The sequence below is a fragment of the Caulobacter sp. FV1ye13L genome (assembly GCF_058681155.1).
Window position 1 is genome coordinate 2369485 of the sequence record NZ_CM178732.1, and the last position, 12752, is coordinate 2382236.

8 protein-coding genes and 1 pseudogene are annotated in these 12752 nt (G+C 65.3%); 8 read left to right on the forward strand and 1 reads right to left on the reverse strand.

The window, feature by feature from the left end; genetic code table 11:
- Positions 1-44: 44 nt before the first annotated feature.
- The 8 genes and pseudogenes from ACW176_RS11325 to ggt form a co-directional block, all read left to right on the forward strand.
- On the forward strand, positions 45-485 hold the full coding sequence (locus ACW176_RS11325; RefSeq protein WP_492109201.1) for a DoxX family protein: 441 nt from the start codon (positions 45-47) through the stop codon (positions 483-485).
- Between the two features lie 47 nt (positions 486-532).
- A complete protein-coding gene (locus ACW176_RS11330; protein WP_492111917.1) occupies positions 533-949 on the forward strand; it encodes a class I SAM-dependent methyltransferase in 417 nt (138 codons plus the stop codon).
- Positions 950-1001: 52 nt separating this feature from the next.
- Positions 1002-1844 (forward strand): class I SAM-dependent methyltransferase, encoded by an 843-nt coding sequence (locus ACW176_RS11335; protein WP_492109202.1) that lies wholly within the window; start codon positions 1002-1004, stop codon positions 1842-1844.
- 863 nt (positions 1845-2707) lie between these two features.
- Entirely contained in the window at positions 2708-4561 is a 1854-nt protein-coding gene (locus tag ACW176_RS11340; protein ID WP_492109203.1) for an alkyl/aryl-sulfatase, read from the forward strand.
- 344 nt (positions 4562-4905) lie between these two features.
- On the forward strand, positions 4906-5496 hold the full coding sequence (locus ACW176_RS11345) for an RNA polymerase sigma factor (protein WP_492109204.1): 591 nt from the start codon (positions 4906-4908) through the stop codon (positions 5494-5496).
- Positions 5460-6449 carry a FecR family protein gene (locus ACW176_RS11350; RefSeq protein ID WP_492109205.1) on the forward strand — a complete coding sequence of 330 codons (990 nt, stop codon included), beginning with the start codon at positions 5460-5462 and terminating at the stop codon, positions 6447-6449. Before ACW176_RS11345 ends, ACW176_RS11350 begins: the two co-directional genes overlap by 37 nt.
- Positions 6450-6589: 140 nt before the next feature.
- Complete coding sequence (locus tag ACW176_RS11355; RefSeq protein WP_492109206.1) at positions 6590-9859, forward strand: TonB-dependent receptor; 3270 nt, start codon at positions 6590-6592, stop codon at positions 9857-9859.
- Positions 9860-9964: 105 nt separating this feature from the next.
- A pseudogene (ggt, locus tag ACW176_RS11360) lies at positions 9965-11719 on the forward strand (gamma-glutamyltransferase); the annotation flags it as partial.
- 150 nt (positions 11720-11869) lie between these two features.
- Here ggt and ACW176_RS11365 read toward each other — a convergent pair.
- The gene (locus tag ACW176_RS11365; RefSeq protein WP_492109207.1) at positions 11870-12568 is read right to left on the reverse strand and encodes an IS6 family transposase; all 699 of its coding nucleotides are present in this window, start codon (positions 12566-12568) and stop codon (positions 11870-11872) included.
- Positions 12569-12752 lie beyond the last annotated feature (184 nt).

Sequence of the window (12752 nt, forward strand, 5' to 3'; positions counted from 1 at the left end):
CGAACGAATTTGACAGCCGACCAAAGTCCTGTGACACATCCCCGATGAGTAAAGCATCGCCGCCTTCGAACGCCATGATTACAATCGGCCGCTTTCTCGTTGCGCTCTACTTTCTCTTGCCGGGCATTCTTAAGTTCCTGGCTTTCCCTACTCACGTCGGTCTGATGAGTGCCCACGGCATACCCAATCCAGCGCCCCTACTCGCCGTGGCGGGGGCCGCGCAGGTGATCGGGGCTTTGCTTTTGATGGCCAATCGCTTTGTGAGATTCAATGCGCTTGGCTTTGTGGTCTACATCCTGGTGATCAACGTCTTGCTGCATGACTTCTGGCACTTCACGGGCATCGAGGGTGCCCATGAAATGCAGAACTTTATCAAGAACCTCGGGATCCTAGCGGGCCTCCTAGTGCTGGCAGGCATGAGCCCTTGGCGGATGCCCAGCATCAAAGGACTGATGACCAGCGACGCCAAGGCGTTTGCCGTCTAGAGTATCCGTGATGATCAAGTGGGTTTTGGAGCCCACGATCGGCGCTGATTGAGCGGGCGTTGGCGGCTCCGCCTCCTGAAGGCCTCAAGGTCAAAGTCCTGCCAGGAGAGGCCGAGAATCTCGGCTTCGACGACGACAGCTTCGACACGGTCGTCTGTACCTTCACCCTCGGCTCGGTCCATACGCCCGCCTTGGTCCTGACCGAGGTCCACCGAGTTCTGAAGCCAGGCGGCTGTTTCCTCTTTTGCGAACATGGCCTGGCGCCGGACACTGCGGTGGCGCGCTGGCAACAACGCATCGAGCCATTCTGGACGCCGCTGGCCGGCGGCTGCCACTTGACCCGCCCCGTCGGCGCGGCGATCACCGCCGCTGGCTTTGTGATTTCTGAGACGCAGACCTTCTATATGCCCAAGACGCCCAGACCACTGGGCTGGTGCGAGCTGGGCGTCGCGCGCGTCGCCTGAACAGTATAGTTTCAACTACAAAGCCAACGGCGCGCCGCGCCCAGGAGCCATCGTGTCCGAGACCGCCGCCAACGCCGTTCAGATCGACTATTGGAATACGACCGTGGGTCGGACCTGGGCGCAGTTTCAGGAGCAGCTAGATCGTCAGATCTCGCCCCTGGGTCTGGAAGCTCTGCGGGTGCTCGGGCCCCAGGTCGGCGAGCGGGTGCTAGATGTCGGCTGTGGCTGCGGGCAGACCACTCTGGAGCTTGCAAACCGAGTTGGGTCTGCAGGTCATGTGACGGGTATCGACATCTCCGAGCCGATGCTTGAGGTGGCTCGCAGGCGCGAAATTCCTCAAGGTGTCATCCGGCCAGAATTCCTCAGCGCCGACGCCCAGACCGCCGAATTAGGCGAGGGAGTGTTTGACGCCGTGTTCTCGCGATTTGGCGTGATGTTCTTCAGTGATCCGTCTGCGGCATTCGCCAACCTGCGCAAGGCGCTCAAGCCCGACGGCCGTTTGGCGTTTGTCTGCTGGAGACCCTATGCGGAGAATCTGTGGATGCGGGCGCCTATGGAGGCGGCTCAGCCTCTCTTACCGACGATGCCCACTCCCGACCCCGCCGCGCCAGGGCCCTTCGCCTTCGCAGATCCCCAGCGTGTCGTTTCGATCCTGCAGAGCGCCGGATATGATGATGTGACAATCGAGCCTTTCGACGCGCTGATCGGCGGGGCTTCGATCGAGGACACCCTGAAATTGACGTTTCAGGTCGGTCCCCTGGGCTCGGCTCTGAGGGCGGAGCCTGAGCTGGCGCTTTCCGTCGGTGATGCCGTTCGGGGCGTCCTGAAGAGCTTCGAAACGCCTCGAGGTGTGATGATGCCTGCGGCCGTGTGGATTGTTCAGGCGAGACGATGATCGCAAGTAACAATGCATTTTCTGGTGCGCCTGATTCAGGCGCCAACCGCTAGGACCGCTTAGACGCAAACGGTTCGAGTCCTGATTTCACAAAGGGCCAGCGTCGGTGAAGGGCTCCAGCAGAGCCAAGCTCAGGCTCCCGGAGGCGAGCGGGTCTAAGGCCTGGGCCTGCTCAAGCGCCCAAGCCTTCCAGGCGGCGAACTCAGGTCGCGCCGCCAAGGGCTCCTGCTCGGCGGCGGTGACGTGACCCCCATTTCTCATTCAGCCATAATGAGAGACCTAGGTTAGCTGACCTTGCCCCCAACCTTGGACCAGATTGGGAGCAAGGTCTTCCTGGGCCGGACTCTAGTTGCTTCGGGTGGATTTTCAGGGGGGCGTCACCTCAAAACCGAGCAAGTCCATCACCGGGTCGACGCCTCCCGCGCCGAGTTCCGGCGGGATCTGTTCGGCTATGTCGAGCCTTTGACCGCATCTGATCCTTCTCGCCTGTTCCGAACGTCTTCTTCCCGGAACCGGATGCCAACGTCCGCTTGTTGGCCCGAACCCAACGGGGAGAAACGACCCTTAGCGGACGTAATCCTATGGTCACCGCCCCCTGCAAGGTCTTCAATCTGCAGCCCCACCTGATCCGCAGACCGGCCTTCGCCATTTCCTGGCTGAGGCTCATAGGTCTTGGAACTCTGCGACCGCCCTTGCGTGATCAAGGGGTCGGGGGGGCTCTTTGGTTCGGCGAAGTTAACCTGTAAGTTCCCGAGGGCCTGGTGGACCGCTGTTTGAAGGGCCCGCCTGTCGACCCAAAGTCGCTGTTGTATGGTGGCAGTCCGGAATTGGCGCTGGAAGACGATTCCAGGGGAGACAGCGACATGGACCTGACACGGAAGACCGCCACCGAGGCGACGCGGGCGGCGCATTCGGCCATGGCGGCGGCTCTGCCGACCGATGACGGCGGCGACTTCGTGCTGGCAAAGCGCGGCTTCGTCGGCTCGATCCCCGACGCTGACGTGCCCGGCGCCTGGAGCCAACGTCCCTTCGCCTTTCTGGAGGGCGAGCGGCCCGACACAGTGAACCCCAGCCTCTGGCGGCAGGCGCGGCTCAACGCCCATCACGGCCTGTTCGAGGTGACGCCCGGCGTCTACCAGGTGCGCGGCTTCGACATCTCCAACATCACCTTCATCGAAGGCGAGACCGGCTGGATTGTCATCGATCCGCTGACCTCGGCCCAGCCGGCGGCAGCGGCGCTAAAGCTGCTGCGCGACGAGAAGGGCGATCGGCCGGTCAGCGCGGTGATCTACACCCACAGCCACGTGGACCACTACGGCGGCATCCTGGGTGTCGCCTCGCCGGAAGAGATCGCCGCAGGCCTGCGGATCATCGCCCCCGAGGGCTTTCTACAGGCGGCCGTCGCCGAGAACGTCCTGGCCGGCAATGTGATGAGCCGCCGGGCGACGTACATGTACGGCGGCCTGCTGCCCAAGGATCCGCAGGGCCATGTGGACTCCGGGCTCGGCAAGGGCACGTCCACTGGCCGTGTCGCCCTGGTGGCGCCCACCGAGTCCATCACCCACACCGGCCAGACCCTGACGGTCGACGGGGTCGAGATCCGCTTCCAGGTGACCCCGGACACCGAGGCGCCGGCCGAGATGAACTTCTTCTTCCCGAAGTTCGGCGCGCTGTGCATGGCGGAGAACTGTACCTGCCACCTGCACAATCTGTACACGCCGCGCGGGGCCCAGGTGCGGGACGCAAAGGCCTGGAGTTTCTACATCGACGAGGCGTTGGCGCTGTTCGGCGCGGATACCAGGGTGATGTTCGCGAGCCACCACTGGCCGCGGTGGGACGCCGGTCCGGTCCGCCGATTCCTGACCCAGCAGCGCGACCTCTACAAGTACATCCACGACCAGACGCTGCGGATGGCCAACCACGGGCTCAACGCCACCGAGATCGCCGAGGTCCTGCGGCTGCCGCCGACCCTAGAAGCCGAGTGGCACACGCGCAGTTACTATGGAACGCTCAGCCACAACGCCAAGGCGGTCTACCAGCGCTACCTTGGATGGTTCGACGGCAACCCGGCCAACCTGCACAAGCATCCGCCCGAGGCTGCGGGCCGGCGCTATGTCGCGGCGATGGGCGGGGCCGAGCGGCTGATGGCGCAGGCGCGCGAGGCGTTCGCGGCGGGCGACTACCGCTGGGTCGCCGAACTGGTCGGCCATCTTGTGTTCGCCGATCCGGCCAACCTGGAAGCCCGGGCCCTGCAGGCCGACGCCTTCGAGCAGATGGGCTTTCAGGCGGAGTCCGGGCCCTGGCGCGACTTCTACCTGACCGGCGCCCAGGAGCTGCGATATCCTAGGCCGCCCAGCGCCACGCCCCGCCAGGCCTCGGCCGGCCAACTGCGGACCATGCCCACCGACAATGTGCTGGATTCCCTTTCGGTGCGGCTGAACGGCGAGAAGGCGGGGGCGACGGAGATCGCGTTCACGGCGGTCTTCACCGACACCGGCGAGCGCTTCGCGGTCAGCGTCGAGAACGCTGTGCTGCACCATAGGCCTGGCGCGGGCGGGCCGCAGGTCGAGCTGACCCGGGACCTTCTGGTCGATCTGGTGCACGGCGCTAAGACGCCCGACGAGGCTACGCTGGAGGGGCCGGGCGCGGGCGCCCTGGTCAGCCTGCTGGCGCTCCTGGACCGCTTCGACCTCTGGTTCGAGATCTCGGCGCCCTAGATCGTTGTGCCGGTGAGGCCACTCCCGGTCCAAATCTGCTCGGAAAATTTCCGGCAATGGGCCTTGGGCGCAAACTGCCGTTTCTGACTCTTCTCCGACCTTGAGAGGGTCTGCTTTCAGGGTGTGAGGACAAGATCGCCACTTCCTTGATCAGGTGGAACCTCGCCTTGGGCGACCTCCTTCACCGGCGAGATTCACGGGGTCTTGTCCAACGGGCCGCTTGGACTCCTGTGGGCGACCGGTCAGAGGCGCTGGCTGCCTGTTTCGGTCGCGCGGCCCCCAAATGGGGCCTGTAGCCATTGCCGTCGGTTGCGGATCGGTCTTTGTTGCCCGAGGGGGTAGGCATGGACGACCAAGATGAAGATCGGCGCGCCTGGTTTCGGCGAGAGATCCTGCCCCTCGAGGCGGACCTCCTGGCCTATGCGCGACGCTTCTGCCGGGACGGCGAGACCGATCCCGAGGATCTGGTCCACGACACCTTTGCCCGCGCCATCGCCTACAAGAGCTGGCGCGAGGTTCTCAATCCAGGGGCTTTCGCTTCGCGCATCCTGCGCAACACCGCCCTGGACGCCCTGCGCCGCCGCAAGGTTCTGACCATCACCGCGGTCGCCGATTTCGAGCGACTGGCCCTGGCCGATGAGGCTCCGACCCAGGAGCAGACCATCGTCGACCGCGACGAACTGCGGCAACTGCGCGAGGCCATGGCGGAATTGCCCGCCCAGTGCCGGCGGGTCTTCACGCTACGAAAGGTCTATGATCTTTCGCCAAGGGAGATAGCGGAAAGGCTGGGCCTGTCCGTCTCCACTGTAGAGAAGCACCTCGTAAAGGGGTTGCGGTACTGTTCGGATAGACTGGGCCGTGGAGACGGTCGGACGAGAAAGGTCGAGGAAGAGCGGTCATGGCGCGCGAAGCGGGATCTCAGCGGGAAGCCGTAAGGCAGGCCGCCGCCCAGTGGGTGGTCCGGCTGGACGACCCCGACTGCGCCCCGTCCGATCGCCTAGCCTTCGAAGCCTGGCGCGATCAGGGGCCGCAATACGAAGCCGCTTTCGAGCGCGAGGCCGTCGCCTGGGAGCGCCTGGAGCGGCTGCGCGCCATTGCGCCCGGGACGAGCGCCGCCAATGCCGACCTGCTGGCGCCGCCGCAGGAGCGTACCTCGACCTGGAGCCGTCCAACGGTCTGGGCCCGCGCAGCGGCCATCGTCGGCGCGATTGGCATCACTGCCGCCGGCGTCATCTCGGCCACCGCCACGACCGCCTATGCTACGGCCATCGGTGAGCGGCGTGTGATCGTGCTCAGCGACGACAGCCGCATCGAGCTCAATACCAACAGCAAGGTCCTGGTGCGCTACCGCAACGGCGCGCGGGAGGTCAGGCTGGTCAAGGGCGAGGCCCTGTTCACGGCGGCGCGGGACGGCCGTCCTTTCATCGTTCGCGCGGGCGACACGCGTCTGGAAGCTGCGGACGCCGTCCAGCTCGCCGTGCGGGTCGCGGGGCATGCCGCAGCTGTCACGGTCAAAAGCGGCTCGGTGATCGTGGACCTGAAGGCGACCGAAACCGACTCGCGTCAGTCGGCCGGTGTCGCGGCGGTGTATGGCCCGGTGGGCGGGCGCTTGCAGCGCGTTTCGACGGCCGAAATCGACCGGGCCCTGGCCTGGCGTCAGGGCGCCATCGCCCTGAACGGCCAGACGCTGGAACAGGCTGTCGCCGAGTTCAATCGCTATAATCGCCAGCGGATTTCGGTCGACGACCCCGCCGTCTCGGGGCTGAGGCTGGCCGGCTACTTCCAGAGCACAGAGCCCAGCAGCTTCGTCGCCGCAGTGACCAATACCTTCCCGGTGCGCGCAACCCGCGATGCCGAGGGCGTAATCCGCCTGACCGCCCGCGACTGAACTTCGCGCCGTCGGTCATAGTCGGACAAAGAGAAACAAAAATTTCACGAACGCATGGCGGATCGTTCGAGATCGCCCGTCGAGTTAGGCAAGAACGCCATGTCGAGGGGGCAGGGCGCGGCTAGGGGCAGGTCCAGACCATGCGCAATTCCAATCGTCTCCGAAGCATCCGGGGGCTGCTGCTCACGTCAGCGGCCGTTCTGGTTCTGGCCGGACCGGCTCTGGCGCAGGACGCCAGCCACCGCTTCGATATCCCGGCCCAGGACGCTGTCTCGGCCCTGCAGACCTTCGCCAAGCAGTCGGGCAAGCAGGTCCTGTTTCCCTTTGAAGCGGCTTCGGGGCGCAAGACCCCCGCTGTGGTCGGCGAGATCGCCGATAGCGAAGCCCTGGCCCGTCTGATCTCGGCCGCCGGCCTCGAGATCGCCTCCGACAACGGCCAGACCATCACCCTGCGTCCGGCGTCTGCCGCCCGCCCCCAGCCCCAGGCCGCGTCGGGCGGCCTGGCGGATGATGAGGTCGCCGTCGTCGAAACCGTCGTGGTTGTCGGCTCGCAGATCCAGGGCGCCAAGACCACCGGCGCCCTGCCTGTGACCGTGGTCGACGAGCGCGATATCGTCGCCACCGGCGCCGTCTCGGGTGATGAGCTGTTTCGCTCGATCCCGCAGGCTGGCGATGTCCAGTTCCAGGAAGCCCGCACCACCGGCAACCTGAACGACGCGCGAGGCGACGTCTCGTCGCTGAACCTGCGCAGCCTGGGCACGGGCAACACCCTGTCGCTGCTTAACGGCCGCCGCGCGGTCATGCATCCCGGCACGCAGACCGAGAACCTGGTTCCGGTGCAGACCCCCAACACCAACGCCTTTCCCGTGGCCGGTGTGAAGCGCGTCGAGGTGCTGCGTGACGGCGCCGCAGCCATCTACGGCACCGACGCCGTGGCCGGCGTGGTCAACACCGTGCTCGACACCCGCTTTCGTGGCCTGCGGATTGAGAGCCAGCTGGGCGGCTCGGAAGGTACGGGCTATCGCGAAGGCAGCTTCAACGTGAAGGCCGGCACGCGGCTGGAAGACGGTACGCGCCTGACCTTCTTCGGCGGCTATACCGGTCGCTCGCGGATGATGGCCACCGACCGCGACTATTCGGCCAGCGAGGATCACCGCGCTGCGGTCGCCGACACCCCCTGGGTCGGTAACACCACTTTCGACAACCGTTCGACCTCCAGCCCCTGGGGGTCGTTCACGGTCATCCCGTCGTCGACGGCTGTGCGTCAGGGCGCCGTGGCCCTGACCACCACCGGCGTCTTCCACGTCGAGCCCACCAGCAATACGGCGGCGGGCTGCAGCAGCACCGTGATCAATGGCAATCTTTGCCTGCGCGCCGGCACGATCACCGGCGCCGCCGACCGCGAACTGCGCTACAATCAAAACCCGCAGCGCACGCTGAAGGGCGGTCTTGAACGCACCAACCTGTTCAGCACTGTCGAGCGCGACCTGGACAACGGCCTGACCGTCTTTGGCGAGCTGGGTTATTATCACGCCCTGTTCAACGGCAGCCGCGAGCAGTCGGCTCCGATCGCCTCGGCCCCGATCAGCATCGCGGCCAACGCCTATTGGAACCCCTTTGGTCCCGTCGGCAGCGTCAACCGCCTGGCGGGCCTGACCGGCGTGCCGACCACGGGCCTGGCGATGAACATCACCACCTATCGCCCGGTCGATACCGGGCCGCGCAACTACACCGTCACCGATGACAGCTACCGCCTGCTGGGCGGCGTCAAGGGTGACTGGAACGGCTGGAAGTGGGAGTCGGCGCTGGTCTATTCCGAGGCCCGCACCAAGGACAAGACCCACAACGCCATCAGCAACACGCTCTTCCAGGCGGCGCTGAACCGCACCACCAGCGACGCCTATAACCCCTTCAACGGCGGCTCGCAGACCAACTATTCGGGCGAGGACGAAACGCCCAACAGCGCCGCGACGATGAATTCCTTCCTCATCGACGTGTACCGCACCAGCAAGACCAGCCTGGCCATGGGCGACTTCAAGGTCTCCAACAGCGACCTGTTCTCGCTGCCGGCGGGTCCGGTCGGCTTCGCGGCGGGCGTGGAATGGCGTCGCGAGACGTTTCTCGACGACCGCGACGACCGCCTGGACGGGTCGATCACCTATACCAACACCGTCACGGGTGTGACTTACGGCACCGACGTGATGGGAGCTTCGGGCTCGGTCGACGTCAAGGCGGACCGCTCGATCGCGTCGGCCTTCGCCGAACTGGCCGTGCCGATCGTCTCGCCGGAGATGGGCATCCCGTTCGTCGAGGAAATCCAGCTGCAGTTGGCCGTGCGCGACGAGCACTATTCCGACTTCGGCAACGTTCTGAAGCCCAAGGGCGCGATCCTGTGGACCGTCGGCAAGGGCTTCGCGCTGCGCGGATCGGTGTCGCAGAGCTTCCGTGCGCCGAACCTGCCGCAGTTCTACAGCCCCGGCTCGACCGTCTCGAACAACCGCACGGACTTCGCCGCCTGCCGGATCAACACCCCGGCCGCCACCACCTGCGTCAGCGCCAGCACGCTGGAAGTTCGCAGCGGCAACGATCAGCTGCAACCCGAAGAGGCCGACAACGCCTCGGTCGGCTTCGTCTATCAGCCGGCCTTCATCCCGCGCGACTATGGCAAGCTCGTTTTGACCGCCGACTTCTGGTCGATCCGCGAAAAGAACGTGATCGGCATTCTCGGCGCCCAGAACCAGATCAACTACGATCTGCTGCTGCGTCGGTCGGGCGGCTCCAACCCCAATGTCGTGCGCGATGCTCCGGTGGGGACCAACACCGTCGGGGCCATCAACTATGTCAACGACACCTACTCGAACCTGCAGCCCCGCATGGTCCAGGGCTTCGACTTCAGCCTGGACTACGATCTGGACGACACCCCATTGGGCGATTTTGGCCTGTCGCTGAACGTCGCCAAGCTGTCCAAGTACGACCAGTCGCCCAGCGCTATTGAGGCGACCCTGGTCAGGGCGATCGCCGACGGCACGCTCACCGGCCTGACGGTGGCGTCGGCCGGCAACCAGATCAAGATGGACGGCTTCCCGGAATTCCGCGGCACCGCCAACCTGACCTGGCGCCTGAACGGCTGGGGTGCGGGCATGTTCGTCAGCCATGTGGGCGAGGTCTTTGACACGGGCCCGGCCCAGGTCGCCGGCCAGTACTTCCCCGTGAAGGCCTGGACCACGGTCAGCCTCTACGGCCAGTACGCCTTCAAGGACGGCCGCTTTGACGGTTCAACGATCCGTCTGGGCGTTCGCAACGTCGCCGACAAGGAACCGCCGATCGTGTCCTCGAACTTCGGCTACCTCGGCTCGCTCCACAACGCGACTGGACGCTACTGGTACCTGAACGCCAGCAAGCGCTTCTAGTCGACGTCTAGGAGTTCCGGCCCAATTCCGCATTCCCGGCCGGGACTCTAGCGGGACGACGACCCAGCCCCCCCGTGTTCGTCGTCCCGCACCCCATTTCCAACTCTCCTCGACGAGGCGCGCGTGAAACCCTTCCGACTTGTCGCCCTGGGTCTTTCGGCCCTCGCCCTTTCCACCGCCGCCCTGCTGCCGGCCTCGGGTTGGGCCCAGCGCAAGCAGCTGCTGGAATATCCCAGCATCCACCACCCGGTGGTGGGGCAAAGCGGCATGGTGGTCAGCCAGAACGCCATCGCCACAGAGGTCGGGGTCGGGATCCTGCGTCAGGGCGGTAACGCCGTGGACGCCGCCGTCGCCACAGCCTTCGCCCTGGCCGTGACCCTGCCGCGCGCCGGCAATATCGGCGGCGACGGCTTCATGCTGGTCCATATGGCCGGCACGGGGAAAACGGTCTTCATCGACTACCGCGGCATCGCCCCCAGGGCGGCGCGGCTCGAGACCTTTGTCGATGACAAGGGTAAGGAAAACAACGCCGTCGCCTCAATCGGCTACAAGGCGCCCAGCGTGCCCGGCACGGTCGCCGGCCTCTATCTGGCCCACAAGACCTACGGCAAGCTGCCGTGGAAGGCCGTGGTCGAGCCCGCCTATGGCCTAGCCGCCGACGGTGTGGCTCTGACGCCAGACGAGGCCTTCGTGTTCAGCTGGGGGCAGGAGCGCCTGTCGACCAGCGCTGCCGGCAAGGCCGCTTTCTACAAGCCGGACGGCGCGCTGTATGCCGCCGGGGAGACCCTGAAGCAGCCCGACCTCGCTTGGTCCCTGCGCCAGATCGCCGACCACGGCGCCGACGCCTTCTATCGCGGCGAGATCGCCAAGCGCTTCGCCGCCGACATGAAGGCCAACGGCGGCCTGATCACCCTGGAAGACCTGGCCGCCTACAAGCCGGTGGTGCGCGAGCCCCTGTCCGGGACCTATCGCGGCCTGACGGTTCTGACCTCGCCGCCCGCCAGCGCCGGCGGCGCGACCCTGCTGGAGATGCTCAACATTCTTGAGCAGTTTGACCTGAAAGCCACGGGGGCGGGCTCGGCCAGGTCGCTGCACCTGATGGCCGAGGCGATGAAGCTGGGCTATGCCGACCGCTACAAATATCTAGGCGACACCGATTTCGCCAAGGTGCCGCTCAAGGGCTTCACCTCCAAGGCCTACGGGATCGAGCGCGCCAAGCTGATCGATCCGGCCCGCGCCAGGCCGGCCAAGGAATTGGGCGCCGGCGACCCGTGGGCCTTCGAGAGCCCCAACACTACGCACTTCTCGGTCGCCGACGCCGAGGGCAACGCGGTCAGCAACACCTATACCCTGGGCGCCGATTTCGGCTCGGGCGTGATGGTGGCGGGCGCGGGCTTCGTGCTCAATAACCAGATGAACAACTACGCCCACGAAGCGGCGTGGAAGGCCCGGCAGACCGCCGCGCCCCTGCCGCCCAACGCCCTGGAGCCCGGCAAGCGGGTGCTGTCGACCATGATGCCGACCATGGTGTTCAAGGAGGGCAAGCCCTGGCTGATCACCGGCACGCCGGGCGGCAGCACGATCATCGACACGGTGCTGCAGGTCATCGTCAACGTGGTCGACTTCGACCTCAACATCGCCGAGGCCACTCACCAGCCGCGCATCTTCCAGAACGCCAGCGACCCTCTGGAAGTTGAGCCCAACTTCAATCCCGACACCGTGGCCTTGCTCAAGGCCATGGGGCATCCGATCAAGTCGGACGAGACTATGGGCAGCGCCCAGTCGATCATGATCGATAAGGGCCGGTTCCTGGGCGGCGCCGATCCCCGCCGCCCCGGGGCTACGGCGGTGGCGCGCTAGTCGCTAGGCTCAGGACTCATAGCCAGAAGAGCACAGTCGCCGCGAGGGCGATGGCGAATAGGAAGACAGTGGGCCATCGATCGTAGCGGTGCTGTCAGCCTAACCCCAACTTGTCTCCACTAGACGCAGGTCGGGCAGGACGGCGCGGCCTCAGGCCATAAGAGACTTCCACTCAGCCAGTGCGGCGGAGCGTTGGGCCTTGTAGGTCTCGCGGCTGGTACGGTGACGCTCCTGGTTGAAGTGGTTGTGGAAGGCGGCGTGGACGGAGCTGAATTTCTGGAGGCTCTTCATCTGTCGGAACCGCAGCATGGCCCGTTCTCGTCGTCGGAACGGCAGGTGTGAGTTCTCACAACGGTTGTCGGCCCAGCGGCCAATCTCCTGCTTCTCGGCGTTGCCGAGTTCCTTCATCGCCGCCCTATATGAGCGCAGGCCGTCTGTGGTGACCACCTTGGCACGTCCGTGCCGCTTCATCAGTTTCTTCGTGAACTTCAACGCCGCAGGCTTGTCGCGGGTCTTGCTGGCGAAGGACTCTAGCACTTCACCCTCGTGGTCGACGGCCCGCCAGAGGTAGTGCATCTGGCCGTTGATCTTCACGTACACCTCGTCGAGATGCCACTTCCAGTGCGTGAAGGCCTTCATCCGATTGACCCGCTTTCGCCGGATCTCGGCGGCAAACATTGGACCGAACCTGTTCCACCAGAACCGCACCGTCTCATGGCAGATGTCGATCCCACGCTCCGCCAGGAGGTCCTCGACGTTGCGCAGCGACAGCGGGTACTTCACGTACATCATCACCATCAGGCGGATCACCTCGGGCGAGCTGTTGAAGTAGCGGAATGGGCTGGTCATCCCGGCAAGCTACCGGTCGCTCACGCTGTCAGCATTTTTGCTCTGACAGCACCGCGGCAACCTATCTGGTAGGTCGTTGGCCGACTTCGTGCGGGATTTGCGCGTGAGCGAATGGCTTTCCGCGGCAATAGGCGCGCGAAAACGCAGGCTTAGGGAACTGGCCTGGCGCGCGAGGTAATTTGTG